Consider the following 25,592-nt stretch of genomic DNA (forward strand, 5'->3'; position numbering starts at 1 on the left):
GGCTACCTCCATCAGTCCATAAAGCCTTGCAGCTTCAGCTCGATGGAGCGCGGATTCTCACCCTCGGCGATGGACAGGATGCCTTCGAGCAGCATCTCCCGGTAACGCGACTGGCGCAGGGCGATGCTCTTGAGCTTGTTGCCAATGGGCAGCAGCAGCAGGTTGGCCAGACCCACGCCATAGATGGTTGCAACGAACGCCACAGCGATGCCGCTGCCCAGCATGCTGGGATCGGCCAGGTTACCCATGACGTGGATCAGGCCCATGACCGCACCAATGATGCCAATGGTGGGCGCATACCCCCCCATACTCTCGAACACCTTGGCGGCCTGAATGTCCCGCCCTTCCTGGGTATACAGATCGACTTCGAGAATACTGCGGATGGATTCCGGCTCGACGCCATCGACCAACAACTGCAGCCCCTTGCGCGCATAGGGATCGGGCTCCGCATCGGCTACGGCCTCAAGACCGAGCAGACCTTCCTTGCGCGCGGTCAGGCTCCAGCCCACCACCCGGTTGATACCGCCGGCCAGGTCCACATGGGGGGGGAAGAAAATCCAGCGGATGATCATCAGGGCGCGCTTGAACACCGCCATCGGGGCCTGCAGAAAGGCCGCACCCAGGGTGCCACCGATCACAATCAGTGCGGCCGGCCCGTTGAGCAATGCCGTCGCATGACCGCCTTCCAGGTAGTTGCCACCGAGAATGGCGACAAACGCCAGGATGACCCCTATAAGGCTCAGGACATCCATTACATGCAGGTCTCGGCCAGGCGCTTGCCAATGTCATCCAGCGAGTAGACCGCATCCGCCAGGTTGGCCTTGACGATGGCCATGGGCATGCCATAGATCACGCAGCTGGCTTCATCCTGAGCCCACACCTGACTGCCGCTCTGCTTGAGCAGGCGCGCCCCTTCGCGACCATCGGCGCCCATGCCGGTCAGCACCACGGCCAGGACCTTGTCGTGATAGGACTTGGCCACCGAGCCAAAGGTGATATCGACACAGGGCTTGTAGTTGAGGCGCTCATCGCCCGGCAGGATTTTGATCACCCCACGGGCATCGACCATCATCTGCTTGCCGCCGGGGGCCAACAGGGCCAGGCCGGGCCGCAGCACATCGCCATCTTCGGCTTCTTTCACGCTGATCTTGCACAGCTTGTCCAGGCGTTCGGCAAAGGCCTTGGTAAAGGCAGCAGGCATATGCTGGATCAACACCAATGGCGCGGGGAAACTGGCCGGCAACTGGGTCAGCACCCGCTGCAGCGCCACCGGACCACCGGTGGAGGTGCCGATAGCCACCAGCTTGTAGGCCTTGCGCTTGGCCGGCGCCGAACTACTGGCCGGCGCCGGAGCGGGAGCCGGGGCAGGTCTGGCCAGACTGCTGGGACGCGCGGCGACCTTGCTCGCAGCACTGCTGCTCGGGGCAGGCGCCGCCATGCTGGATGAACTGAGGCTGCGCCTGTTGCTGCGCGCAATGGTATGGATCTTCTCGCACAGCAACTGTTTGACCCGCTCGGGGTTACGCGAAATATCCTCGAAATTCTTCGGCAGGAAATCGACAGCACCCGCCTCCAGCGCATCCAGAGTCACCCGGGCGCCTTCATGGGTCAGCGAGGAAAACATCAGTACCGGGGTCGGACAGCGCTGCATGATATTACGCACCGCCGTGATGCCATCCATCATCGGCATCTCGTAATCCATGGTGATCACATCGGGCTTGAGCGACTGCGCCTGCTCGATGGCCTCACGGCCGTTGGTGGCAGTGCCGATGACCTGGATATCCGGGTCGGCTGAGAGAATTTCCGAAACACGCCGGCGAAAGAAGCCGGAGTCGTCCACCACCAAAACCTTAACAGCCATAAACACTCCTAGACGGCACGAATACAGACCGTGCCGCTGATCAATCAGATACGCCGGGCGTAGCGCTTGAGCATGCTGGGCACATCAAGAATCAGGGCAATGCGACCGTCGCCGGTAATAGTTGCCCCGGACATGCCCGGGGTGCCCTGCAGCATCTTGCCCAGTGGCTTAATTACCACTTCCTCCTGACCGACCAATTGATCGACGACAAAACCTATGCGCTGACTGCCCACGGTGAGGATCACCACGTGCCCCTCCCCCGGTTCTTCGTGAGCTGCGCCACCTACCAGCCAACGCTTGAGGTAGAACAGTGGCAGGGCCTTGTCACGGACGATCACCACTTCCTGACCATCGACGACATTGGTACGCGACAGATCCAGATGGAAGATCTCGTTGACATTGACCAGCGGGAAGGCAAAGGCCTGATTGCCCAGCATCACCATCAGCGTCGGCATGATGGCCAGGGTCAGCGGCACCTTGATGATGATCTTCGAGCCCTGGCCCTTGACCGAGAACACGTTGACCGTGCCATTGAGCTGGGTGATCTTGGTTTTCACCACGTCCATGCCCACACCGCGGCCGGACACGTCGGAAATCTCGGTCTTGGTGGAGAAACCCGGGGCGAAGATCAGGTTGTAGCATTCGAACTCGTTGAGCCGGTCGGCTGCATCCTTGTCCAGCAGGCCTTTTTCCACGGCCTTGGCGCGCAGCACGTCGGCATCCATGCCCTTGCCATCATCGGAGATGGACAAGAGGATATGATCGCCCTCCTGCTCGGCCGACAGCACCACCTTGCCGCCACGGGGCTTGCCGGCGGCTTCGCGCTCCTCCGGGGTTTCCACACCGTGATCGACGGCATTGCGCACTAGGTGCACCAGTGGATCGGCCAGGGCCTCGACCAGGTTCTTGTCGAGGTCGGTTTCCTCGCCCACCAGCTCCAGGTTGATCTCTTTCTTCAGGCTGCGAGCCAGGTCGCGCACCAGGCGTGGGAAGCGCCCAAAGACTTTCTTGATCGGCTGCATGCGGGTTTTCATCACCGCGGTCTGCAGATCGGCAGTCACCACATCAAGGTTGGATACCGCCTTGGACATGGCTTCATCGCCACTGTTGGCGCCCAGGCGCACCAGACGGTTACGCACCAGCACCAGTTCGCCGACCATGTTCATGATCTCGTCCAGGCGCGCCGTGTCCACCCGCACGGTGGTTTCCGCTTCGCTGGCCGGTGCTGCGGCAGCAGGTGCCGGAGCAGCTGCCTTGATCGGCTCAGCCTTCGGCGCGGGAGCGGCTTTGCTTTCAGCCTTAGGTGCCGGTTTGGCCGCGGCTTTGGCGGATTCTACCGCTTTGGCAGGGGCAGCCGGCTTGACCGGCGCCACCTCATCGGCCTTGATCGCCTCGGGCTCAACGAATTTGCCCTTGCCATGCAGCTGGTCGAGCAACGCCTCGAACTCATCATCGGTGATCTCGTCACCGCCAGGGGCGGCCGCAACGGGCTCGTCCTTGGCAGCAGCAGGCGGCGTCACCGCAGGAGGAACAAACTGTCCCTTGCCGTGCAATTGATCAAGCAGCGACTCGAATTCGTCATCGGTAATCTCATCGCTGGCCGGCGCCGCACTGGCCTGGGCAGGCGCGGCTGGCGCAGCGGCAGCCTCGGCGGCGACAAACTGTCCCTTGCCATGCAGCTGATCGAGCAGGGCCTCGAACTCATCGTCGGTGATTTCATCGCTGGCCGCCGCATTTGCGCTTTCGGCCGGGTCTTCGTCCAGGGCGCCCAGCAATTGCTCGAACTCGCTATCGGTGATGTCCGATGCGGCTTCGGCTACGGGTTCGGGAGCGGCAGGTTCGGACTCGGGTTCCGGCTCGACAGCTGCGACCTCATCAGCCCCAGCCGGCTCGGCCAGACGGGCCAGGGCCGCCAGCAGCTCCGGCGTCGCGGGTGTCAGCTCGGTACGCTCACGCACCTGGCCAAACATGCTGTTGACCGCATCCAGTGCTTCCAGCACCACATCCATCAGGGCCGAGTCGACACGGCGCTCACCCTTGCGCAGGATGTCGAAAACGTTTTCCGCAATATGGCAGCACTCCACCAGCTCGTTGAGCTGGAGAAAGCCGGCCCCCCCCTTGACGGTATGGAAGCCGCGGAAAATCGCATTGAGCAGATTCATGTCATCCGGCCGGCTCTCCAGCTCTACCAGCTGCTCGGACAACAATTCAAGAATCTCGCCGGCCTCTACCAGGAAGTCCTGGAGGATTTCTTCATCGGCGCCGAAGCTCATAAGACGTGCTCCTAAAATCCTAGGCTGGAAAGCAGATCGTCGACATCATCCTGATTGGATGCGACGTCATCACGCTTATCGGCATGAATCTGCGGACCTTCACCACTGGAAGGCATTTTTTGTTGTTCTTGTTCGGCACGAAGCAACTCATGGTTGTGTTCGATACCGGCAATCTGGTCGACCTGGCTGGCCATGATCACCAGCTTGAGCAGGTTGCTCTCGACTTCGGTGACCAGCTGAGTGACCCGCTTGATCACCTGCCCGGTCAGGTCCTGAAAATCCTGGGCCAGCAGAATATCGTTCATGTTCCCGGACAATTTGGCGCTATCACGCTCGCTGCGGGCCAGAAACGACTCGACCCGCTTGGCCAGCTCGCGAAAGCCGTCGGCACTCATTTCCCGGCGCATGAAGCGCCCCCAGTCGGCACTCAGGCTCTGGGCTTCATCGTTGAGTTCGTTGAGCAGCGGCGCACTTTGCTCGACCAGGTCCATGGTCTTGTTGGCCGCATTCTCCGTCATCGTCACCACGTAGTTGAGGCGCTCGGTGGCGTCGGTGATCTGCGACACCTCGGTGGCATGCGGCACGCGAGGGTCGAGCTGGAAGTTGACGATGGCGTTATGCAGCTCGCGGGTGAGTTTGCCGACCTCATGGTAGAGGCCGCGGTCGCGGGCCTTGTTGAGTTCATGAATAAGTTGCACAGCTTCGCCGAAGTTGCCTTTTTCAAGGCTATCAACCAGCTGACGAGCGCTTTGCTTCAGGGTCGACTCAAGGTCACCCTGAGGGGAATCTTTGTGTTCCATAGTACCCTCGCGGCAGACATCAGCCGTTGACCCGCTCGAAGATCTTCTCAATCTTCTCCTTAAGCACCTGGGCAGTGAATGGCTTAACTACATAGCCATTCACGCCGGCCTGTGCCGCCTCGATGATCTGATCGCGCTTGGCTTCGGCCGTGACCATCAGCACCGGCAAGGTCTTCAGGCGCTCATCGGCGCGCACCGCACGCAGCAGGTCAATGCCGGTCATACCGGGCATATTCCAGTCCGTGACCAGAAAATCGAAACTGCCACTTTGCAGCATCGGCAAGGCGGTGGTGCCGTCATCGGCCTCCGCGGTATTGGTGAACCCCAGATCACGCAGGAGGTTCTTGATGATCCGTCGCATCGTTGAAAAGTCATCAACGATGAGGATTTTCATGTTCTTGTCCAAGTCGACCTCCGTACAGTCCCAAACGTATCCAGCACCTGGCTACGCCCTTAATCGTGAAACCGGCCTGGTAAACCGCTGCAGCACATGCATAGGCGGGCTTTCCCAGAAACCTGCAAAGTATTCAGCTGGCTCGCCAGTCACCCAAACGCGCGCGCAAGCGGGCGGCACACTGGCTGTGTAGCTGACTCACCCGCGACTCGCTAACCCCCAGTACTTCGCCAATTTCCTTGAGATTCAGCTCTTCATCGTAATATAGCGCTAACACCAGCTGTTCGCGTTCAGGCAACTTGCTGATGGCATCAGCAAGGGCCGCCTGAAAACGCTCATCTTCCAGGTCCCGTGAAGGTTCGAGCTGATTGCAACTGGCGTCTTCGCGCAAACCGCTATGTTCACCGTCCTGCAACAGGTCATCGAAGCTGAACAGGCGGCTGCCCAAAGTGTCGCCAAGAATGCCGTAGTAATCTTCGAGACTCAATTGGAGTTCGGCCGCAACCTCGTGATCTTTAGCGTCGCGTCCGGTTCTGGCCTCAACCACGCGGATCGCATCGCTGACCATGCGGCTGTTGCGGTGCACCGAGCGCGGCGCCCAATCGCCCTTGCGTACCTCATCGAGCATGGAACCACGGATGCGGATGCCGGCGAATGTTTCAAAGCTGGCGCCCTTGCTGGAGTCGTATTTTTTCGCGGCTTCGAGCAGACCAATCATCCCCGCCTGAATCAGGTCATCGACCTGCACACTCGCCGGCAACCGCGCCAGCAGGTGATAGGCAATACGCTTGACCAGAGGCGCGTAGCGCTCGATCAACTGATGCTGGGAATCCTGAGCCTGCGCCTTGCTATACATACGAAGTCCAGAGGCTGCTGTCATACGGCATTGTCCGCGGTCGGTTGCTGCACCAGGCGTTCAACGAAAAACTCCAGATGCCCACGAGGGTTGGCCGGCAAGGGCCAGGTATCGACCTTCTGGGCTATCGCCTTGAACGCCAGCGCACATTTCGAACGCGGATAGGCCTCATAGACCGCGCGCTGTTTCTGCACGGCCTTGCGCACCGATTCATCGTACGGCACGGCGCCCACATACTGCAGGGCGACATCCAGAAATCGATCCGTCACTTTAGTCAGCTTAGCAAAGAGATTGCGCCCTTCCTGGGGGCTGTGGGCCATATTGGCCAGCACACGGAAGCGGGTCATGCCGTGATCGCGGTTGAGCAACTTGATCAGGGCATAGGCATCGGTAATCGAGGTGGGCTCGTCGCACACCACCACCAGCACTTCCTGGGCGGCGCGCACGAAGCTGACCACACCATCGCCAATGCCGGCGGCGGTATCGATGATCAACACATCGAGGTTGTCGCTGATATCGCTGAATGCCTGAATCAGGCCGGCATGCTGCATGGGCGAAAGCTGCACCATGTTCTGGATACCGGAAGCAGCCGGCACGATGCGAATACCACCCGGCCCCTGCAGGATCACGTCACGCAGGTCGCACTCACCACTGATCACATCGGCCAGGGTACGTTTGGCACTCAGGCCCAGGAGTACATCGACATTGGCCAGGCCCAGGTCGGCGTCCATCAACAACACACGGCGACCGAGATCAGCCAGGGCCAGGGCCAGATTGACCGAGACGTTGGTTTTGCCGACGCCACCCTTGCCGCCGGTCACTGCGATCACCTGTACGGGATGCATAGCCATAATTTTCTACATACCTTGTATAACTTCGACTGGAACCACCCAATTACGTCTGCAGCCTCTACACCCTCAACTGGCGCGGCGCGTTGGTTGCTGATGCAACCCGGCGAACATCTCGGCCATGGCTTCCTCACTCGGATCCTGAGTGGCCTGCAGGCCCACCGCCCGGCTGACCAGCTGATGACTGCGCGGCACCTGGATATCATCCGGAATACGTGGCCCATCAGTGAGATAGGCTACCGGCAGACGCTGGCCAATAGCCAGTCCTAAAACCTCACCCAGGCTCGCCGCCTCGTCCAGCTTGGTCAGAATGCAGCCACTCAGGCCGCAGCGCTTATAACTATGGTAGGCGGCTTTGAGCACTTGATCCTGGCTGGTTGCCGCCAATACCAGATAATTTTTCGCTTTGATGGCACGACTGCCCAAGGCTTCCAGCTGCATGCGCAGGGCCGGATCATTGGCCGGCAGACCCGCGGTATCCACCAGTACCACCTTCTTGCGCGCCAGTGGCGCCAGCGCCTGGGTCAATGACTGGCCCGGGTCGACCAGGGTCACCGGCACGTCGAGAATACGCCCCAGGGTCTTGAGCTGCTCCTGGGCACCGATGCGATAGCTGTCCAGGCTGACCAGGGCAATGTTCTGCGCGCCGTACTTGAGTACATAGCGCGCCGCCAGTTTGGCCAGGGTAGTGGTCTTGCCCATGCCGGCCGGACCAACCAGGGCGATGACCCCACCCTCTTCCATCGGTTCCTGCTGCGGCGTGCGAATGGCATGGGCCAGATGGGCCAGCAGCATGCGCCAGGCCTGACGCGGCTCGCTGATCTGACCGACACGCTCCAGCAACGACTTGCACAGCTCCGCCGACAGGCCCATGCGCTGCAGACGGCGCCACAAATTGGCCTGCTGCGGGCGATGGCTCTGCAGCTGGCCCCAGGCAATCGAGCCCAGCTGCACCTCGATTAGCTCACGCAGGCCATGCAGTTCGAAGCGCATGGCTTCCAGGGCCTGCTGGTCGACCCGTTCACGACTGGCGGCTTGCGCCGGCAACGCTGCCGCTGCAGGTCGGCTGACAGGCTCGGCCGGGGCAGCGCCAAAGAGCTGACGATCGCCGGTAACCTCGGGCTTGCCGCGGGTTGCCAGTTCCGCCTGGGCGGTGGCGATCTTCGCCTGGGTCTTGCGCAGCTCGGCTTCCAGCGCCGGATTGGCCTGACGCACGGGTGCGGCAGGCGCCTGATAGTCCAGGGCGGCCGTCAGCTCGACACCACCGGCGACCCGGCGATTGGCAATAATCGAGGCATCAGCACCCAGCTCATCACGCACCAGTTTCATGGCGGTGCGCATATCGGCGGCGAAAAAGCGTTTGACCTGCATGGCCTGTTACCTCAGTTCTGTCCCACAGTCGCAACTATGGTGACTTGCTTGTTGTCCGGGATTTCCTGATATGCCAGTACGTGCATATTCGGAACCGCCAGCCGCGCGAAGCGCGAGAGCATCGCCCGGACCGGACCGGCCACCAGCAGTATCACCGGCTTGCCGAGCATTTCCTGGCGCTGCGCCGCTTCCACCAGGGATCGCTGCAGCTTCTCGGCCATGCCAGGTTCCAGGAGGATGCCATCCTCGGAGCCCTGACCGGCCTTCTGCAGACTGTTGAGCAAGATCTGTTCCAACCTGGGTTCAAGAGTGATCACAGGCAGCTCGGACTCAAGCCCCACAATGCTTTGCACGATTGCGCGGGCCAGGGCGACACGCACGGCGCCCACCATCGCGGCGGGATCTTGACTCTTCACCGCCACATTGGCGATGGCTTCGGCAATGGTGCGGATGTCACGCACCGGCACCTGCTCCTGCAGCAATGCCTGCAATACCTTGAGCAGGGTCGACAGGGAAATCATCCCCGGCACCAGCTCCTCGGCCAGCTTCGGCGAGCTCTTGGCCAGTAGCTGCAGCAGTTGCTGCACTTCCTCATGACCGAGCAACTCGTGTGCGTGCTTGTGCAGGACCTGATTCAGGTGAGTGGCCACCACGGTACTGGCATCAACCACCGTGTAGCCCAGAGACTGCGCCTGATCGCGCTGGCCGGGGTCGATCCACACCGCCTCCAGGCCAAACGCCGGATCCTTGGCGGCAATGCCATTGAGCGGACCAAACACCTGCCCAGGGTTGATCGCCAGCTCGCGATCCGGGTAGACCTCGGCTTCGGCCACACTGACGCCCATCAGGGTCAGGCGGTAGGCATTGGGCTGCAGATCCAGGTTGTCGCGGATATGCACCGAGGGCATCAGAAAGCCCATTTCCTGGGACAGCTTCTTGCGCACCCCCTTGATTCGCGCCAGCAACTGGCCGCCCTGGTTGCGATCCACCAGGGGAATCAGGCGGTAGCCCACTTCAAGCCCCACCATATCCACCGGCATCACGTCATCCCAGCCCAGTTCCTTGACCTCCTGGGCCTTCTGCGCCGGCAGCAACTCCTGCTGACGCTGCACTTCCTTGATCTCGTTTTCCTTGGTCACCCGCTGCTTGTTGGCGATCCAGTAGGCCGCCCCCGCCGCCAGCAGGCCGAGGCTGATAAAGGAGAAATGCGGCATGCCCGGCACCAGGCCGATGGCGATCATGATCGCCGCCGCCACCGCCAGAGCCCGGGGTGAGGCAAACATCTGCCGGCCAACCTGGGCGCCCATGTCTTCCGAGGTGGAAACCCGGGTGACCATGATGGCCGCAGCGGTGGACAGCAACAGCGAAGGAATCTGCGCCACCAGGCCATCACCGATGGTCAGCAGGGTGTACACCTTGCCCGCGTCAACAAAGCTCAGCCCATGCTGGAACATGCCGATGGCGACGCCACCAATCAGGTTGATAAACAGAATCAACAGACCGGCAATGGCATCACCCCGGACGAATTTGCTGGCACCGTCCATGGAGCCGTAGAAGTCGGCTTCCTGAGAAACCTCCGAGCGCCGCTTCTTGGCCTCGGCCTGATCGATCAGACCGGCATTGAGGTCGGCATCGATGGCCATCTGCTTGCCGGGCATGGCATCCAGGGTAAAACGCGCCGACACTTCCGAGATACGCCCGGCGCCCTTGGTGACCACCACGAAGTTGATGATCATCAGGATGGCGAACACCACGATACCCACCACGTAGTTGCCACCGATCACCACCTCACCGAAGGCCTTGATCACCTGGCCGGCCGCATCGCCGCCAGCATGGCCATTGAGCAGCACCACCCGGGTGGAGGCCACGTTCAGGGCCAGACGCAGCAGGGTGGCTGCCAGCAGGATGGTGGGAAAGACGGCAAAGTCCAGAGGGCGCAGGGCATAGATGGCCACCAGCAACACCACGATGGACAGGGCGATACTGAAGGTGAACAGCACGTCGAGCAGAAACGGCGGAATTGGCAGCATGACCATGCCGAGCATGACCAGCAGCAGCAGCGGAATCCCCAGGTTGCCCTGGCGCAAACCCGACAGGTTGCTGCGCACATCGCTGATGACTTGTGTCCGATCCATTGCCACTGCTCTACCCCAGCCCGCTCAATTTTTTGACGCTTCGAGGCGCCTTGGGGAGGTTATGGCAAGAAGCATTCCAACTTGGCCCAGCGACTCAAATAGCCGCCAGCAAGGGCGCGCCAGGGGCAACCGCTACTTTTGCAGATCCGGCGGAATCGGCAGATCCGGCAGGGGCCCCGGGCGCTTGCCCTTGCCAGCCTGGTACTGGCGCAGCTGGTAGACATAGGCCAGCACCTGGGCGACCGCCAGGTAAAGGCCAGCGGGAATTTCCTGGTCCAGCTCGGTGGAATAGAACACGGCACGGGCCAGGGCGGGCGACTCCAGCACCATGACCTGATGCTCGTTGGCGATTTCGCGAATCTTCAAGGCGACAAAATCACCACCCTTGGCCAGCAAGAGCGGGGCACTGCCCTTCTGCGGGTCGTATTTGAGCGCCACGGCGAAGTGGGTCGGGTTGGTGATCACCACATCGGCCTCGGGCACCGCCTGCATCATGCGCCGCTCGGACATCTCCCGTTGCAGTTGGCGAATCCGCGACTTGACCTCGGGCTTGCCCTCGCTGTCCTTGTATTCGTCGCGCACTTCCTGCTTGGTCATCATCAGCTTCTGCTTGTTGCTCCAGAGCTGGAAGGGCACATCCACCGCGGCGATCAGAATAAGCCCACAGGACATCCAGAACGCGCTCCAGCCCACCACGGTCATGGCATGCAGAATGGCCGACTCGATGGGCTCATGGACGATAGCCAGCAAATCCCCCTGCCAGGCCGACAATACCGCCAGGCCCACCAGCAGAATCAGCACAAACTTGGCCAGGGCCTTGAGCAGCTCAACCAGAGCCTGAACGGAGAACATCCGCTTCAGCCCGGCCAGCGGGTTCATACGACTGAATTTGGGCGCCATAGCCTCGGCGGAAAACAGCCAGCCGCCCAGGGAGACGGGACCGATGATGGAAGCCGCCAGCAGCATCAACAGAAAGGGAGCAATCGCCTCCAGGGCAATCTGCCCGGAAGCGGCGAACCAGAGCGCCATGCTGCGCTCATCCATCAGCACCTCGCGCGGCAGGGAAAAATTGCCGCGCATGATCTCCAGCATGGCATTGCCCATGCTGCCACCAAACATCAGCAGCGCACCAAAACCACCGAGGGTTACAGCCAGGGTATTGAGCTCCTTGGAACGGGCAATCTGCCCCTTCTCACGGGATTCGCGCAGGCGTTTCTCCGTGGGTTCCTCGCTTTTATCGGCACCGCTCTCCGACTCTGCCATTTCCCCTCCTCAACCCGCCCCTGCCATGACCCGCAGAAACTGCAGAGCCTCAGTGGCGAACAGCTGGTACTGGGCAAGGATATCGCCCATACCGATCCAGACGATCACCAGCCCCAACACCAGGGTCAAAGGAAAACCAATCGAGAAGATATTCAGCTGCGGCGCGGCGCGGGTCATTACCCCGAAGGCCAGGTTGACCACCAACAGGGCCGTCACGGCCGGCAATACCAGCAGCAGCCCGGCGGCGATTACCCAGCTGAGCCTGAGTACCAGCTGCCAGTAGCTGTCCACCAGAAACCCGGCCCCCACCGGCAAGGTGAAGAAACTCTCGGCCAGCACCTCGAATACCACCAGATGGGCGTTCATGGCCAGAAACAACAGCGTCACCAGAATCATAAAGACCTGACCGATCACCGGCACCGAAATGCCATTGGCCGGATCGACCATGGAGGCGAAGCCCAGACCCATTTGCATGGCGACAATCTGCCCACCGATCACAAACACCTGAAACAACAGCTGCAGGGTCATGCCCAGCATGGCGCCTATCAGTATTTCCTGAGCAATCCAGATAAAGGCCTGCACGCTGATGGCATCGATCTGCGGCATCGGCGGCAAGGTCGGCATCAGCACCAGGCAGATGGCCAGGGCCAGATACAGGCGTATCCGCCCCGAGACCAACTGGGTGCCGATAATGGGCATCAGCATCAGCATGGAGGCAATACGAAACAGGGGCAGGAGAAAACTGCCTACCCAGCCACCGATTTGCGCATCACTGAGCTCCAGCATGTCAGCCAATCATCATGGGGATATTCATGATCAGCATCTGCGTGTATTCCATCAGTTCACGCACCAGCCAGGGCCCGGCAAAGATCAAGGTCATCAGGATAACCAGCAGGCGCGGCAGAAAGCTCAGTGTCTGCTCGTTGATCTGGGTGGCTGCCTGAAACATGGCCACCAGCAAGCCCACCAACAGGCTCGGCACCACGGTAATGGCAACGATGACGGCCGTTAGCCACAAGGCACCACGTAACAGATCGACCGCGACTTCTGGAGTCATGGCTAGGTTCCCCCAAAGCTGGCGGCCAGGGTGCCCATGATCAGCGCCCAGCCGTCGATCAGCACAAACAGCATGATCTTGAACGGCAGCGAGATGATCAGGGGTGAAAGCATCATCATGCCCATGGCCATCAGGATACTGGCCACCACCAGGTCGATGATCAGAAAGGGGATAAAGATCATAAAACCGATCTGGAAAGCAGTTTTCAGCTCGGAGGTGACAAAGGCAGGGACCAGAATGGTCAGGGGCGCCTGATCGGGGCTGGCAATATCGGTGCGCTTGGACAGGCGCACAAAAAGCTCCAGATCGCTCTCGCGGGTCTGCGACAGCATAAAGTTCTTGATCGGGATCTCCGCCCGACTGATCGCCTGCTGGGCCGGTAGCTGCTCATTCAGATAGGGCTGCAAGGCGGTGCGATTAATCTCGTCAAACACCGGCGCCATGATAAACATGGTGAGAAACAGCGCCATGCCCACCAGGATCTGATTGGACGGTGTCTGCTGCAGACCCAGGGCCTGACGCAGGATAGAAAATACGATGATGATGCGGGTAAAGCTGGTCATCAGCATGACGAAGGCCGGGATAAAACTCAGCGCCGTCATGATCAGCAGGATCTGCAAGCTGACCGAATACTCCTGCTGCCCCTCGGTATCGGTACTCAGGGTGATGGCTGGAATCGACAACGGGCTGGCGCCCTGCTGAATCAGTGCGCTGGCGGCCGGCGGATCTTCGGCAAAAGCCAGCGAGGCGCCCAGGCTCAGAACCAGCACCAGCAACAAACGCAACATCAGGATTTGTCCTTCTGATCCTTGCCCAACAGCTCCATCAGGCGCTGAGCAAACTCGGTGGAGGCGGGTTCGGCATCGGGCAGGTGCACCGGCTCATTCATCACATGCAGGGAGGTGATAGTGCCCGGGGAGAGGCCCAGCAAAATCTGCTCGCCGCCCACCTGTACCAGCACCAGACGATCCCGCGGCCCCAGCGCCTGGGTGGCGACAATTTTGATGACCTGACCGCCTCTGGGCACGATCTGCTGCATCCGACGCAGCAGCCAGGCCATCAGGAAGATGACCCCGATCACCAGCAGCAGACCCAGCAGCAGCTGCAGCAGCTGCCCACTCATGTCCGAGGAAACAGCCGGAGCTGCCTGCGTCGCCTCGGCCGCGACAACCGACAGCGGGGCGAACCCGACACACGCAAGAAGTCGGTACATGATCAGCGCAGCTTCTTGATGCGCTCGCTCGGACTGATCACATCAGTCAGGCGAATGCCGAATTTCTCGTTGACCACAACCACCTCGCCATGGGCGATCAGTGTGCCGTTGACCAGCACATCCAGCGGCTCACCGGCCAGGCGGTCCAGCTCGATCACCGAGCCCTGGTTGAGCTGCAGGAGGTTGCGGATGGTGATGTCGGTATTGCCGACTTCCATGGAAATGGACACCGGAATATCCAGGATCACATCCAGGTTGGGCCCGTCCATATTGACCGGCAGATTGACCTTGGGCGCGCTGTCGAACTCCTCCATCGGCGCCCGCGGCGCAGCCGGAGCGGCATCACTGGCAGCGAGCATGGCATCGATATCGTCCTGGCCGGCATCCCCGGCTTCGGACAAGGCTGCCGCCCATTCATCGGCCAGCGCCTGTTCCTCGGGCGAGGTGGCTTCGTTTTCGTCTTCGGCCATGGGGTTTCCTCAACTTATCTTGCAACGGGTTAACGAGTCGGCAGCATCAACGCTGACGTTCAATGGGTTCAAGCACCTGCAGCGCCAGGTTGCCTTTGTGCGCCCCCAGCTTGACCTTGAAAGTCGGCACGCCATTGGCACACATGACCACGCTTTCCGGCAATTCGACCGGAATCACGTCGCCGGGCTGCATATGCAGAATATCGCGCAGCTTCAGCTGCCGGCGCGCCACGGTGGCGCCCAGGGGCACGCTGACCCCCAGGATGTCCTCGCGCAGGGCCTTGATCCAGCGCTCATCCTGATCATCCACATCGGACTGGAAGCCGGCATCGAGCATCTCGCGAATGGGCTCGATCATCGAGTAGGGCATGGTGATGTGCAGATCGCCGCCGCCGCCGTCCAGCTCGATATGGAAAGTGGATACCACAATCACTTCGCTGGGGCTGACGATATTGGCCAGGGCCGGGTTGACCTCCGAACCGACATACTCGAAGTTGATGTCCATCACCGCATGCCAGGCTTCCTTGAGGTCGACAAAGGCCTGGTCCAGCACCATGCGCACCACGCGTAACTCGGTGGGGGTGAATTCGCGACCCTCGATCTTGGCGTGGCGGCCATCACCGCCGAAGAAGTTGTCCACCAGTTTGAACACCAGCTTGGCGTCGAGGATAAACAGCCCGGTGCCACGCAGCGGCTTCATCTTCACCAGGTTGAGACTGGTCGGCACATAGAGCGAGTGCACGTACTCACCAAACTTCATCACCTGCACCCCACCCACGGCCACATCGGCCGAGCGGCGCAGCAGGTTGAACATGCTGATACGGGTGTAACGGGCAAAGCGCTCGTTGATCATTTCCAGGGTCGGCATGCGACCACGAACGATGCGATCCTGACTGGTCAGGTCATATTGCTTGACCGTACCCGGTTCGGCTTCGTCCTCGGTGTCCACCAAGCCATCGTCGACACCATGCAGCAAGGCATCGATTTCGTCCTGGGAAAGCAGGTCTTGCACAGCCATCTGTGGCTCCTACTGCAATACGAGATTGGTGAACAGAACTTGCTCGACCACGGTCTTGCCGGTTTCTTTCTGCGCCAGTTCCTGCACGCTGGCGGTGGCCTGCTGGCGCAGCATGTCCTTGCCGACAGGCGTCAGCAGGGCATCAAAATCCTGACTGGAAAACAGCATAACCAGGCGGTTGCGCAGCACCGGCATATGCACCTTGAGCGCATCGAGCGCCACCTGATCACGACTCTGCAGAGCCACGCTGACCTGCATATAGCGCGCACGGCCCTGGTGGGTGAAGTTGACCACAAAGGCCGGCACCAGCTCTTCGTAGATGGCTGGCTGCTTGACTGGCACGGCTGGAGCGGCCGCCGCAGCGGGCTCTGCCTCTTTATCGGTATCACTCTTGCCCAGGAAGAAGAGAGTCGCGCCAACTGATAAACCAACGGCCAGGAGCACCACCACCACGATCAGGATGATCAGTTTCATCTTGCCCGCAGGTTTTGCTTCGCCGGCAGCTGCCTGCGCCTTTTCTTTCTTAGCCATGCCAAAAATCCGTCGTTATCCGGATAAGATATCCGTTTTATAGGGGTCTGGAGCAAGTGTTATGCCATTTCATCCATAACGCCACTGTTCCAGCTACTTGGCGGACTCAGCAAGGCCACTCCAGATAAAAAATCGCCCGGCGCCAATAACGGCGTCGGGCGACTGGAGTTTAGAACAGTGCAGCAGGCAACTACAGTGTCAGGCGTAGTAATCCACCAGGCCTCGAGCACTCGACACACCGGCCTGCGCCCCGTCGATCAGCGTACCGACCGGCTCCCCATCTGCCAGGCCGGCAACCTCAGCACCTGCGCGCCCCCCGCCTGAACCATCACCCTGCCCCTGCCAACCCCGGCTGAGGGACTGATCAGAAACATTCACATCCAGCAGGTTCATGCCCTGCTGCCCCATCATCTCGCGCAAGCGGTGCATCTGCGCTTCCAGTGCGTCGCGCACGTTGGCATTGGGGCTGGCGAAGGTGACCTGGGTCTGCTCCTGATTGACATTGATGCGCACCTCAAGACGCCCAAGTTCCGCCGGATCCAGCTGAATTTCAGCCGATTTGAGATTCTGGCTGGACATCAGCATCACCCGATCCACCACCGCCTCACTCCAGCCCCCCTGATTCATGGCCACAGGCTGACCCAGTAGCGGGGCCGAACGGACCTGAGCATGCTGCTGGGCGATGGCCTGGCTCAGACTGTTGAGCTTGCTGACGAAGTTTTCCGGCGCGGTATCGGCCGAGCCCTCCTTGACCACTTCAAGGGCCCGGACGTTGAGCTTGCTCAACTGCAACTCGGCGAAATCCGTTTCGCCAGCCTCGGCCTGCAGATCACCCTTGCCGGCAAAACTGGCGGCAAAGCCTTCCCCTGCACTCTGCGCAGCCTTGACCGCATGAGCCACCGGCGAGGCCTGCTCAGCCGGCTGTTTATCATGCGCGCCCAGCGCCAATGCCATGCGCACACCTGGCAACTGGTTGATGGCGTCGACCTCGGGATCAAAGCTGGCCTCGGTCATGCTGGCCGGCCCGGAGCTGATCAGACTGGTCGGTGCTTGCTCAACCAGTGGTGCCGCATCCTGCTCAGGCGTGTCGCCCAGCAAAGACGCCTCAGTCTCTTCAGCTGCCGGCGGTAACTCGCCCGTCATGCCCAGCAACAACAGTGGGTCCAGGCCTCCCGCCTCGGCCGGAGGCGACTCCGGCAAAGCATTGCCGCCATCGGCAACAACCGGTTGCGCAGCGGCATTATCCGTCGGCTCGGACACCTCACCGGCCTTGCTGTCCCGCTCATCACGGGCACCCTTGGTCTGGTTGTCGGAACGCTCGGCCGCCTTGCTCTGACGCTCGCGAGCATACACCTGAGAAAACTCGGATGCCTTATTCCTGCTGGGCTCGGCCGGTTTCTCCGGTGCCTTGCTGGGGGCGGCTTTGGACTTGATCTCAGGCGCCGGCCTGAGCAGCATATCGGGGGCAACGGACATGGATGCTCTCCGTTCGGGGTTGGTCGTGCGGAGAGTTCTGCAAGGGGCGGGCCAACTTCACTGGCCGTCGCATTTCAGTCAGCGGCGGTAACGCTGGCGCTCGGATTTGAGCAGGATGCGCACGATGGCAAATTCGCGCTCGATCTGTTCAAGCAGATCGGGGGCCAACTCCAGCTGCTCGCGACGACCGGCCTCCTCCAGCTGCTTACACAGGCCGGACAGCAGCAAGGCGCCCATATTGCTGCAACTGCCCTTGAAACTATGGGCGGCCAAACGCAGATTCTGCGCATCGCCCGCCTGCTCGGCCTTGCGCAGCACCAGCAGGCGCTCCTCGGAATCGAGCACGAAGGTGTCCAGCAGAACCGGATATTCATCCTCCATCACATCCTGCAAGGCAGCCAATACGGCACTATCGAGATGAATATCGGACAACGGCTTACCCCCTGGAGATGGCGCCGGGATTATGCATCAGGCGACCAGGAAAACTCTACGCTGATGCCCTGACCATCCGCCGAGCCACGGCAACGCTCGCTGAGCTGACGAATCAACGCCAGCCCCCGGCCACTGAGCCCATCCAGACGCATCTCGCGCAAGATCAAGGCCTGGGCATCGAAGCCCTTGCCGCTGTCCTCCACGGTAATCACCAGACGCCCGCCGCCTCCTTCAGGCAAAAGCTGCAGATGAAAGCGCACATACCCCTCGCGCAACTGCAACAAACGCGCACTGCGTTGCCGGTAGTACTCGGCAAAACCCTCGGCATCCTGTTTCAGCTGCGAATCGAGCCCCAGTACGCCGTGCTCAAGCGCATTGGAATAGAGCTCGGCGAGCACGGTGTAGAGCGCGCCCCCCTGGGGACGCAGGCCTTGCACCTCCAGCAGCAACTGCAACAGAAACGGCAACGGATTGAAGTGGCGCAGGGTTTCCCCGCGAAATTCGAAGCTGGCCGACCAGTCCAGCAGATGGCTCTGACCGCTGTCGGCAAAGGCCAGTGGCGGGCGATTGAGCTGACGCTCCTCGACCAGACTGACTTCCACCAGGCTGACATCGTCCTGCTGCTGGCCACTGAAGTCATGCAGGGCCTGCTGGATTTGATAGAGCAGCTGCGCTGCTGCGGGGTTGGCGTCCAGCACTTGCAGCAGGCGTGCCTCACCGAACAGCTCCTGCTGGGCATTGCAGGCCTCCAGCACACCATCGGAGAGGAGAAAAATGCGATCCCCCAAAGCCAGGGGATAAACCTCGCAGCTGTCATTGAAGGCGGCCGGCTCCAGCACCCCCAGGGGCAGATGCCTGGAAACCAGGGCGGTACGCGGGCCGTCCCGGCGCAGCAGATAACCATCGGGCAATCCGCCGTTCCACACCTCGACTTCCTGGCGCTGGAAGCTGACATTGAGCAGCGCAGCGCAGCAGAACACCCCGCGCGGCAGGATATGCCTGAGCTTGGCATTGAGTTCACGCAGAATATCGGTCAGCCCATAGCCCTTGGCGGTCATGCCATAGAACACCTCGGCCAGGGGCATGGCGCCAATCGCAGCGGGCAAGCCATGGCCGGTAAAGTCTCCCAAAAGCACATGCATGCCGCCGGAGGGCTTGTAGGCGGCCAGCAGCAGATCACCGTTGAACACCGCATAGGGCGATTGCAGGTAACGGATATTCGGCGCGTTCAGGCAGCCCGAGTGGGCCACCTTGTCAAAGACCGCCTTGGCCACACGCTGTTCGTTGAGCAGGTGCTCATTGTGCTTGGCAATCAGGTCACGCTGCTGCAGCACGGTATCCTGCAGACGACGCAGGCGGTCCATGGCCTTGATCTTGGCTTCGAGAATGATGCGGTTGTAGGGCTTGGCGAGAAAGTCGTCACCTCCAGCCTCCAGGCAACGCACCAGGGCCTCGCCTTCGCTCAGGGAGGTGAGAAAGATGATCGGCACCAGCGCTTCGCCGGCCAGCTGCTTGATCCGCCGCGCCGCCTCGAAGCCGTCCATCACCGGCATCAGGGCATCCATCAGCACCAGCTGCGGGCGCTCCTGCTCGAACAGCGCCAGAGCCTCCAAACCATTGCTGGCGGTGAGTACCCGGTGCCCCTGGCGGCTGACGATGGTCGACAACAGCATGCGATCGGCGGCGCTGTCCTCGGCGATCAGGATGGACAGGCGCTCAGGCATCGGCTCAGCCTCGCGTCAGGCGATCTGGAACAACTGCTCGAAATTCGAGATGGCGAGAATCTTGCGCACATCCGGCTTGCAGTTCAGCAGGCGAATCTGCGCGCTATCACCGCCGGCATGGTCACGCAACAGCAGCAGCATGCCCAGGGCCGAGCTATCCAGATAGGTGGTGTCCTTGAGGTCGATGACGTAGCTCTTGGGCGTACTGCTGACGCGTTCATACGCGTTGCGAAACTCCTGATGAGCGCCGAAATCGAAGCGTCCTGCAATGACGATGGTCAACTCATGCCCATCGGATGAGGGCAGCGAGGTGATGGTCATGAAATTCTCCTGATCAACGATAAAGCCGAGCCAGACAACAGTTCAGCGCATAGGATCAAGATGTAGCACTCCGCAGCCCTGGCAGCAACTGCTGTTACCTGCGCGCTGCCCAGCGTGGCAGGGTGAAAAGGCTTTAACGACCCAGCGGGTCGCCCGCCGATAGCCGCTGTGACAACTCGTCGAGCAGCTTCTGCTCGCGCTTATCCTCGGCCAGCCGCGCCTCATCCTGATAGCGCTTGACCAGTTTGCGCAGCCCCTCAAGCCGGGCATAGCGCTGCTGCCAGACTTCGCGCACCTGCTGCATATTACGTCGGTGCCATTCCAGGCTCTGCCGCTGCTGACCGATAGCGGTTTCCAGTTGCGACAGAAAACGCTGGTAGTTCATCAGCCACTGCCCGGACACACCACGCTGCCCTTCACTGATCCACTGCTGCTGGTAGTCACCGCGATAACGCTCCAGGTCACCCAACTGCACCTCGGCCTGACGCACCAGGCCCTGGCAATGCCCCAGCTGCAGGGCGGCTTCACGTTCGGCGCGCTCGGCCATCTCGATCACTGGCAGCAGGCGCGCCGCACGGCTCTTCGACATGGTTTAAGGCGCCGCCGGCGCAGGGTTGAAGGTGGCCGCCAGTTGCGCACTGCTGCTCTCCAGGCCTTCGCTCTCCGCCAGGCCCTGGCGCAGGTACTTGGCCATGGCGGGTTGGCGGGCGATGGCCAGATCGGTGTCGGCATCCCCCCCCGGCACATAGGCGCCGACGCTGATCAGGTCGCGGCTTTGCTGGTAGCGCGACCATAGCTGCTTGAAGCGCTGGGCCTGCTTGAGGTGTTCGGCGCTGACCACCTGAGGCATGACCCGGCTGATCGAGGCCTCGATATCGATGGCCGGATAATGCCCCTCCTCGGCCAGCCGCCGTGACAGCACGATATGGCCATCGAGCACACCGCGGGCGGCATCGGCGATGGGGTCCTGCTGATCGTCACCTTCGCTGAGCACGGTGTAGAAGGCGGTGATCGAGCCGCCACCCTCCTCCGCATTGCCGGCGCGCTCCACCAGCTTGGGCAGCTTGGCAAATACCGAGGGCGGATAGCCCTTGGTTGCCGGAGGCTCGCCAATGGCCAGGGCGATCTCGCGCTGGGCCTGGGCGAAACGAGTCAGCGAATCCATCAGCAGCAGGACATTCTTGCCCTTGTCGCGGAAGTATTCGGCAATGCGCGTGCAATACATGGCAGCCCGCAGGCGCATCAGGGGAGCATCGTCGGCCGGCGAGGCCACGACCACCGAACGCTTGAGGCCTTCATGACCGAGGATCTCGTCGATAAATTCCTTGACCTCGCGGCCCCGCTCGCCGATCAGCCCCACCACGATGATGTCGGCCTCGGTGAAGCGGGTCATCATGCCCAGCAACACAGACTTGCCCACCCCGGTGCCGGCAAACAGGCCCAGGCGCTGGCCACGCCCCACGGTCAGGAGGCCATTGATCGAGCGGATGCCCACATCCAGAGGCTCGTTTATCGGGTGACGGTTGAGCGGGTTGATGGTCGGGCCATCCATGGGCACCCAGTCCTCGGCCTTCATGCCGCCCTTGCCATCCAGGGCGCGGCCGGTGCCGTCCAGCACCCGGCCGAGCATGGACATGCCCATGGGCAGGCGCCCGGTATCCGGCAGCGGCACCACCCGGGCACCCGGGGCGATGCCCGCCAGGCCGCCGACCGGCATCAGGTAGATCTTGCCATTGGCAAAGCCCATCACCTCGGCCTCGACCTGGACCGGGTGATAGCTGTCATCGTTGATCACCAGGCAGCGGCTGCCCAGGGCCGCACGCAGGCCTTCAGCCTCCAGGGTCAAACCGACCATGCGCAGCAAACGACCCTCGACCACGGGTTTGGTCGGCAGATTGATCGCCTCACTATAGGCAGCCAGGCGCTTGCCCAGGCTGGTGCGTTCAAGGCGCATCAGCACCCACCTCAGGGGCATCGAGGTCCAGTTGCATATCGGCGGCTGGTGGGTGAATCAGTTGCTCGCGCTGCTGCTCGAACAGCTGCTTGATGGCCTGATGCATGCGGGTTTCCACCGTGGCATCGATGCGGCTCAGCTCGGTCTCAACCCGGCAGCCGCCTGGCAGCAGAGACTCATCCTCCAGGATGCGCCAGCTCTCTTCATGGCGCTCGCGCAGGGCCTTGATCAGCTCGAAATCTTGCGGGTTGAGATGGATACGTACGTTCTCGGTACCCATGGGCAGCAACTTGAGCGCCTCGCTCAGAACCTGGCGGATCTGGCTGGAATCCATCGCCAACTCACGCTGGATCACCTGGCGCACCATATGGCTGAGCAGGTTGACCATGGCGCTTTCCAGCTGCTGATCCTGCTCGGCGATCGGCTCGAACAGTTGCTGCATCAGGGTCTCCAGCCCTTTGATGCGGGCGGCCAGGGCAACCTCGGCTTCCTGCTTGGCCTTGAGCTGGCCGGCATGGAAGCCATCCTTCTCTCCCGTGGCAAACCCTTCGTTGTAGGCATCCTGGCGAATCGCTTCCAGCTCCTCCAGCGTCAAGGGCTTGACGTCTTCCAGAGCCACTTCCTCACTGGCGGCAAGCGCTTCCTCGCCCTCTTCTACCGCCCCGGCAGCAGACTCCTCCACCACGACCTCGGCGGGGGCCTCTTCCTCGGGGTCGAAGCTGGGCAACGCCCAGCGATCGAAGGCGCTGACATCCTTGGCTCGGATCAGCTCGCTAGGGGGTTCTTTCTCGACCATTTACACCATCTCTTCGCCGCCCTTGCCGCCGAGCACGATTTCTCCGGCTTCGGCCATACGGCGGGCAATGGTGAGGATTTCCTTCTGCGCGGATTCCACATCGCTGACCCGCACCGGGCCCTTGGCCTCCAGGTCATCACGCAGCAACTCGGCCGCACGCTTGGACATGTTCTTGAACACCTTGTCCTTGATCGCCTCGTCGGCGCCCTTGAGGGCCAGCACCAGCACATCGCTGGAGACTTCACGCAGCAGCGCCTGAATACCGCGGTCGTCGACATCGGCCAGGTTGTCGAAGACGAACATCAGGTCCTCGATCTGGCTGGACAGGTCCTCGTCCACCTCGCGGATCGAATCCATCAGCTGGCCTTCGATGGAGCTGTCGAGGAAGTTCATGATATCGGCGGCGCGCTTGACCCCGCCCAAGGCGGCGCGGGTGGTGCTGGCACTGCCGGAGAACTGCTTCTCGAGAATCTGGTTGAGCTCCTTGAGCGCTGCCGGCTGTACGGTATTGAGCGAAGATACGCGCAGCACGATATCCAGGCGCACCTTGTGATCGAAGTGGCTGAGCACCTCACCGGCCTGATCGGGGTCGAGATAAGCCACCACAATGGCCTGGATCTGCGGGTGCTCGTAGCGGATTACATCGGCCACGGCGCGCGGTTCCATCCACTTCAGGCTGTCCAGACCGCTGGTGCTGCCACCGAGCAGGATGCGGTCGATGAGGTTACCGGCCTTGTCCTCGCCCAGGGCTGCGGTCAGCATCTTGCGGATATAACCGTCGGCGCCCACGCCCAGGCTGGTCTGATCGCCGACGATGTCAACGAACTCGCCCATCACCTGTTCAACCTGCTCGCGCTGGATATTGCGCATGCCGGCCATCGCCACCCCGACCCGCTGCACCTCCTTGGGCCCCAGGTGACGCAGCACCTGCGCGGCATCGGTTTCACCCAGGGACAGCAGCAGAATGGCGGCCTTGTCTACCTTGGTCAGCTTGGCAGCGGTTCGATTCTCACTCATCGGCGTTGATCCACTCTTTGACTACCTGGGCGACGCGGCCCGGATCCTCGGCCACCAGACTCTTGATGGCATTCAGTTGTGCATCATACCCCTCGCTCGGGCTGGGCAGGAGGATGCTTTGCGGGCCACCAATACTGACCCGATCCTCGGCCAGATCACCGCTCAGCTCGCCCATATCGCCCAGCTCGACATCACCACCAGCACCTGCCAGCTCCTTGCCCTTGCCGCCGCCGGTGATGTTGTTGAGCACCGGACGCAGGACACCGAACACCAGCACCAGGATAAACAGCACGCCCAGCACCTGTTTGATGATGTCCCAGAACCAGGGCTGGGTGTAGAAGGCTTCTTCAAAGAGTTCTTCGCCAACCGCATCGGAGAACGGCGTATTGATCACGCTGACGCTGTCGCCACGGCTGGCATCGAAGCCCACCGAGTCCTGCACCAGGCGAGTGAAGCGCGCCAGGTCATCGGCACTCCAGGGCTGACGCGAAGTCTCCCCGGTGGCCGGATCGACGCGCACCTGGTCATCCACCACCACGGCCACCGACAGGCGACGTAGACGCCCCTGCTGTTGCTTGGTGTAGCTGACGGAGCGGTCCAGTTCGAAGTTGCGGGTGGATTGCTCGCGCTTGTCCGCCGGATAGGGCGCCAGCATCGGCTGACCGGTGGCCGGATCGATCACCTGCTGACCATTGGCGTCCAGCAGCGGCTGACCGGGCGCCACGGCAGCGGCGACCGCACCCGCACCGGCCTGCTCAGGTGCATTGGCCGCACCGGGCGGCTGGTTGGCCAAGGCGCCCGGCACGCCCTGGGGCGGCAGGCTGCTGGTGCGCTGTTCGTTGACCTGCTGTTCACTGCGCAGCGCCGGCTGATCGGGGTTGAACATCTCCGAGGTGGATTCCACCGAGCTGAAGTCGACGTCCGCGGAGACTTCAGCCTTGTAGCGCCCGGCGCCCAACACGGGTTGCAGGATATTGTGCACGCGCTGGGTGAACAGGCTTTCCATGCGCCGGCTGTAATCGAACTGCTTGCCGGCCATGGTCAGCTCGGACATTTCCTGGATATCAGAGAGCAGGTTGCCTTTCTGATCCACCACCGTGACCTGGGCCTTGTTCATTTCCGGCACGCTGCTGGCCACCAGATTGACGATGGCCATCACCTGGCTCGGCTCCAGAGCGCGGCCCGGATAGAGCTCGACCAGTACCGAGGCGCTGGGCTTGCGCTCATCGCGTACGAACACCGAACTCTTGGGGATGGCCAGGTGCACCCGCGCCGCCTTGACGTTGTTCAGGCTCGATACGGTGCGCGCCAGCTCGCCTTCCAGGCCACGGCGATAGCGGGTCGCCTCCATGAACTGGCTGGTGCCCAGGCCCTGCTCCTTGTCGAGAATCTCGAAACCGATGCTGTTGTCGGTGGGCGCGACCCCGGCAGCCGCCAGACGCATGCGCGCGGTGGCCAGGTCATCGGCCTTGACCAGCAGGGCACCGGAGTTGGGCTCGACGGTGTATTTGATATTGGCGGCCGACAGGGTCTCCATCACCTGGGTAGCATCCATGCCATTAAGGCTGCCGTAGAGCGGGCGGTAGTCCGGCTGCTGGGACCAGAGCACCACGGCAAAACCGATCGCCACGCTGGCGGCCAGGCCGACCAGCAGGCCGATCTGACGCAGCATCGACATCTCGGCCAGATTTTCCAGAAAGCTCAGGCCAAACAGGGGTTTCTTCGTATCGTCACCGGCAGTGGTGGCGGGTACGTTTGCAGCTACGGCTTCAGCCATGATTC

26 protein-coding genes are annotated in these 25,592 nt (G+C 61.6%); all 26 read right to left on the reverse strand.

All coding sequences use genetic code 11. The features are described from left to right. Window positions 1-11: 11 nt before the first annotated feature. The 26 genes from GJV18_RS13025 to fliF all read right to left on the reverse strand — a co-directional run bounded on the left by GJV18_RS13025 (window position 12) and on the right by fliF (window position 25,587). On the reverse strand, window positions 12-752 hold the full coding sequence (locus tag GJV18_RS13025) for a flagellar motor protein (RefSeq protein ID WP_160346281.1): 741 nt from the start codon (window positions 750-752) through the stop codon (window positions 12-14). After that, window positions 752-1,861: a protein-glutamate methylesterase/protein-glutamine glutaminase gene (locus GJV18_RS13030; RefSeq protein WP_160346283.1), complete on the reverse strand. Its 1,110-nt coding sequence runs from the start codon at window positions 1,859-1,861 to the stop codon at window positions 752-754. The genes GJV18_RS13025 and GJV18_RS13030 overlap by 1 nt, the downstream gene beginning before the upstream one ends. A 44-nt stretch (window positions 1,862-1,905) precedes the next feature. Then, window positions 1,906-4,134 carry a chemotaxis protein CheA gene (locus GJV18_RS13035; RefSeq protein ID WP_160346285.1) on the reverse strand — a complete coding sequence of 743 codons (2,229 nt, stop codon included), beginning with the start codon at window positions 4,132-4,134 and terminating at the stop codon, window positions 1,906-1,908. An 11-nt stretch (window positions 4,135-4,145) separates the two neighbouring features. Continuing rightward, complete coding sequence (locus GJV18_RS13040) at window positions 4,146-4,934, reverse strand: protein phosphatase CheZ (protein ID WP_160346287.1); 789 nt, start codon at window positions 4,932-4,934, stop codon at window positions 4,146-4,148. A 19-nt stretch (window positions 4,935-4,953) separates the two neighbouring features. Beyond that, window positions 4,954-5,328 carry a chemotaxis response regulator CheY gene (locus GJV18_RS13045; protein ID WP_178113450.1) on the reverse strand — a complete coding sequence of 125 codons (375 nt, stop codon included), beginning with the start codon at window positions 5,326-5,328 and terminating at the stop codon, window positions 4,954-4,956. A 133-nt stretch (window positions 5,329-5,461) separates the two neighbouring features. Continuing rightward, window positions 5,462-6,208: an RNA polymerase sigma factor FliA gene (gene fliA, locus GJV18_RS13050; protein WP_160346291.1), complete on the reverse strand. Its 747-nt coding sequence runs from the start codon at window positions 6,206-6,208 to the stop codon at window positions 5,462-5,464. Beyond that, entirely contained in the window at window positions 6,205-7,035 is an 831-nt protein-coding gene (fleN, locus tag GJV18_RS13055) for a flagellar synthesis regulator FleN (protein ID WP_178113451.1), read from the reverse strand. The genes fliA and fleN overlap by 4 nt, the downstream gene beginning before the upstream one ends. A 66-nt stretch (window positions 7,036-7,101) precedes the next feature. Next, window positions 7,102-8,403, reverse strand: a complete 1,302-nt coding sequence (gene flhF / locus GJV18_RS13060) for a flagellar biosynthesis protein FlhF (RefSeq protein ID WP_160346292.1) — start codon at window positions 8,401-8,403, stop codon at window positions 7,102-7,104. 11 nt (window positions 8,404-8,414) lie between these two features. Next, window positions 8,415-10,538 (reverse strand): flagellar biosynthesis protein FlhA, encoded by a 2,124-nt coding sequence (flhA, locus tag GJV18_RS13065; RefSeq protein ID WP_160346294.1) that lies wholly within the window; start codon window positions 10,536-10,538, stop codon window positions 8,415-8,417. 132 nt (window positions 10,539-10,670) lie between these two features. Further along, window positions 10,671-11,801, reverse strand: a complete 1,131-nt coding sequence (gene flhB / locus GJV18_RS13070; protein WP_160346296.1) for a flagellar biosynthesis protein FlhB — start codon at window positions 11,799-11,801, stop codon at window positions 10,671-10,673. A 9-nt stretch (window positions 11,802-11,810) separates the two neighbouring features. Beyond that, window positions 11,811-12,587 (reverse strand): flagellar biosynthetic protein FliR, encoded by a 777-nt coding sequence (gene fliR, locus GJV18_RS13075; protein ID WP_160346298.1) that lies wholly within the window; start codon window positions 12,585-12,587, stop codon window positions 11,811-11,813. A 1-nt stretch (window position 12,588) separates the two neighbouring features. Next, window positions 12,589-12,858 (reverse strand): flagellar biosynthesis protein FliQ, encoded by a 270-nt coding sequence (fliQ, locus tag GJV18_RS13080; RefSeq protein ID WP_160346300.1) that lies wholly within the window; start codon window positions 12,856-12,858, stop codon window positions 12,589-12,591. Window positions 12,859-12,860: 2 nt separating this feature from the next. Next, a complete protein-coding gene (gene fliP / locus GJV18_RS13085) occupies window positions 12,861-13,646 on the reverse strand; it encodes a flagellar type III secretion system pore protein FliP (protein ID WP_160346302.1) in 786 nt (261 codons plus the stop codon). Continuing rightward, window positions 13,646-14,071, reverse strand: a complete 426-nt coding sequence (gene fliO / locus GJV18_RS13090; RefSeq protein WP_160346304.1) for a flagellar biosynthetic protein FliO — start codon at window positions 14,069-14,071, stop codon at window positions 13,646-13,648. Before fliO ends, fliP begins: the two co-directional genes overlap by 1 nt. A gap of 2 nt (window positions 14,072-14,073) precedes the next feature. Next, window positions 14,074-14,541, reverse strand: coding sequence for a flagellar motor switch protein FliN (gene fliN, locus GJV18_RS13095; RefSeq protein WP_160346306.1), 468 nt, complete (start codon window positions 14,539-14,541; stop codon window positions 14,074-14,076). Window positions 14,542-14,587: 46 nt separating this feature from the next. Beyond that, on the reverse strand, window positions 14,588-15,559 hold the full coding sequence (gene fliM, locus GJV18_RS13100; RefSeq protein WP_160346308.1) for a flagellar motor switch protein FliM: 972 nt from the start codon (window positions 15,557-15,559) through the stop codon (window positions 14,588-14,590). Between the two features lie 9 nt (window positions 15,560-15,568). After that, window positions 15,569-16,090, reverse strand: coding sequence for a flagellar basal body-associated protein FliL (gene fliL, locus GJV18_RS13105; RefSeq protein WP_160346310.1), 522 nt, complete (start codon window positions 16,088-16,090; stop codon window positions 15,569-15,571). 198 nt (window positions 16,091-16,288) lie between these two features. Continuing rightward, complete coding sequence (locus tag GJV18_RS13110) at window positions 16,289-17,566, reverse strand: flagellar hook-length control protein FliK (protein WP_160346312.1); 1,278 nt, start codon at window positions 17,564-17,566, stop codon at window positions 16,289-16,291. 78 nt (window positions 17,567-17,644) lie between these two features. After that, complete coding sequence (locus tag GJV18_RS13115) at window positions 17,645-17,998, reverse strand: Hpt domain-containing protein (RefSeq protein ID WP_160346314.1); 354 nt, start codon at window positions 17,996-17,998, stop codon at window positions 17,645-17,647. 29 nt (window positions 17,999-18,027) lie between these two features. After that, a complete protein-coding gene (locus GJV18_RS13120) occupies window positions 18,028-19,722 on the reverse strand; it encodes a fused response regulator/phosphatase (protein WP_160346316.1) in 1,695 nt (564 codons plus the stop codon). A gap of 15 nt (window positions 19,723-19,737) precedes the next feature. After that, window positions 19,738-20,043: an STAS domain-containing protein gene (locus GJV18_RS13125; protein WP_160346318.1), complete on the reverse strand. Its 306-nt coding sequence runs from the start codon at window positions 20,041-20,043 to the stop codon at window positions 19,738-19,740. A 133-nt stretch (window positions 20,044-20,176) separates the two neighbouring features. Continuing rightward, a complete protein-coding gene (gene fliJ, locus GJV18_RS13130; RefSeq protein WP_160346320.1) occupies window positions 20,177-20,632 on the reverse strand; it encodes a flagellar export protein FliJ in 456 nt (151 codons plus the stop codon). Between the two features lie 3 nt (window positions 20,633-20,635). Next, window positions 20,636-21,997 (reverse strand): flagellar protein export ATPase FliI, encoded by a 1,362-nt coding sequence (fliI, locus tag GJV18_RS13135; protein WP_160346322.1) that lies wholly within the window; start codon window positions 21,995-21,997, stop codon window positions 20,636-20,638. Then, window positions 21,987-22,793: a flagellar assembly protein FliH gene (fliH, locus tag GJV18_RS13140; RefSeq protein ID WP_160346324.1), complete on the reverse strand. Its 807-nt coding sequence runs from the start codon at window positions 22,791-22,793 to the stop codon at window positions 21,987-21,989. The genes fliI and fliH overlap by 11 nt, the downstream gene beginning before the upstream one ends. Then, entirely contained in the window at window positions 22,794-23,810 is a 1,017-nt protein-coding gene (fliG, locus tag GJV18_RS13145; RefSeq protein WP_160346326.1) for a flagellar motor switch protein FliG, read from the reverse strand. Next, complete coding sequence (fliF, locus tag GJV18_RS13150; RefSeq protein WP_160346328.1) at window positions 23,803-25,587, reverse strand: flagellar basal-body MS-ring/collar protein FliF; 1,785 nt, start codon at window positions 25,585-25,587, stop codon at window positions 23,803-23,805. The genes fliG and fliF overlap by 8 nt, the downstream gene beginning before the upstream one ends. Window positions 25,588-25,592 lie beyond the last annotated feature (5 nt).

The organism is Pseudomonas xionganensis, assembly GCF_009763245.1.
Classification (GTDB): Bacteria; Pseudomonadota; Gammaproteobacteria; order Pseudomonadales; family Pseudomonadaceae; genus Aquipseudomonas; species Aquipseudomonas xionganensis.

Bases quoted from the DNA above. Each gene is read 5' to 3' on its own strand.
- GJV18_RS13025 (WP_160346281.1), bottom strand. From the start codon at position 752: ATGGATGTCCTGAGCCTTATAGGGGTCATCCTGGCGTTTGTCGCCATT.
- fliG (WP_160346326.1), bottom strand. From the start codon at position 23,810: ATGAGTGAGAATCGAACCGCTGCCAAGCTGACCAAGGTAGACAAGGCC.
- flhF (WP_160346292.1), bottom strand. From the start codon at position 8,403: ATGCAGGTCAAACGCTTTTTCGCCGCCGATATGCGCACCGCCATGAAA.
- fliI (WP_160346322.1), bottom strand. From the start codon at position 21,997: ATGCGCCTTGAACGCACCAGCCTGGGCAAGCGCCTGGCTGCCTATAGT.
- fliN (WP_160346306.1), bottom strand. From the start codon at position 14,541: ATGGCCGAAGACGAAAACGAAGCCACCTCGCCCGAGGAACAGGCGCTG.
- fleN (WP_178113451.1), bottom strand. From the start codon at position 7,035: ATGGCTATGCATCCCGTACAGGTGATCGCAGTGACCGGCGGCAAGGGT.
- fliL (WP_160346310.1), bottom strand. From the start codon at position 16,090: ATGGCTAAGAAAGAAAAGGCGCAGGCAGCTGCCGGCGAAGCAAAACCT.
- fliF (WP_160346328.1), bottom strand. From the start codon at position 25,587: ATGGCTGAAGCCGTAGCTGCAAACGTACCCGCCACCACTGCCGGTGAC.
- GJV18_RS13045 (WP_178113450.1), bottom strand. From the start codon at position 5,328: ATGAAAATCCTCATCGTTGATGACTTTTCAACGATGCGACGGATCATC.
- fliQ (WP_160346300.1), bottom strand. From the start codon at position 12,858: ATGACTCCAGAAGTCGCGGTCGATCTGTTACGTGGTGCCTTGTGGCTA.
- fliH (WP_160346324.1), bottom strand. From the start codon at position 22,793: ATGGTCGAGAAAGAACCCCCTAGCGAGCTGATCCGAGCCAAGGATGTC.
- flhB (WP_160346296.1), bottom strand. From the start codon at position 11,801: ATGGCAGAGTCGGAGAGCGGTGCCGATAAAAGCGAGGAACCCACGGAG.
- GJV18_RS13120 (WP_160346316.1), bottom strand. From the start codon at position 19,722: ATGCCTGAGCGCCTGTCCATCCTGATCGCCGAGGACAGCGCCGCCGAT.
- fliR (WP_160346298.1), bottom strand. From the start codon at position 12,587: ATGCTGGAGCTCAGTGATGCGCAAATCGGTGGCTGGGTAGGCAGTTTT.
- fliM (WP_160346308.1), bottom strand. From the start codon at position 15,559: ATGGCTGTGCAAGACCTGCTTTCCCAGGACGAAATCGATGCCTTGCTG.
- fliJ (WP_160346320.1), bottom strand. From the start codon at position 20,632: ATGTCGAAGAGCCGTGCGGCGCGCCTGCTGCCAGTGATCGAGATGGCC.
- GJV18_RS13030 (WP_160346283.1), bottom strand. From the start codon at position 1,861: ATGGCTGTTAAGGTTTTGGTGGTGGACGACTCCGGCTTCTTTCGCCGG.
- GJV18_RS13040 (WP_160346287.1), bottom strand. From the start codon at position 4,934: ATGGAACACAAAGATTCCCCTCAGGGTGACCTTGAGTCGACCCTGAAG.
- fliA (WP_160346291.1), bottom strand. From the start codon at position 6,208: ATGACAGCAGCCTCTGGACTTCGTATGTATAGCAAGGCGCAGGCTCAG.
- GJV18_RS13035 (WP_160346285.1), bottom strand. From the start codon at position 4,134: ATGAGCTTCGGCGCCGATGAAGAAATCCTCCAGGACTTCCTGGTAGAG.
- GJV18_RS13125 (WP_160346318.1), bottom strand. From the start codon at position 20,043: ATGACCATCACCTCGCTGCCCTCATCCGATGGGCATGAGTTGACCATC.
- fliP (WP_160346302.1), bottom strand. From the start codon at position 13,646: ATGTTGCGTTTGTTGCTGGTGCTGGTTCTGAGCCTGGGCGCCTCGCTG.
- fliO (WP_160346304.1), bottom strand. From the start codon at position 14,071: ATGTACCGACTTCTTGCGTGTGTCGGGTTCGCCCCGCTGTCGGTTGTC.
- GJV18_RS13110 (WP_160346312.1), bottom strand. From the start codon at position 17,566: ATGTCCGTTGCCCCCGATATGCTGCTCAGGCCGGCGCCTGAGATCAAG.
- flhA (WP_160346294.1), bottom strand. From the start codon at position 10,538: ATGGATCGGACACAAGTCATCAGCGATGTGCGCAGCAACCTGTCGGGT.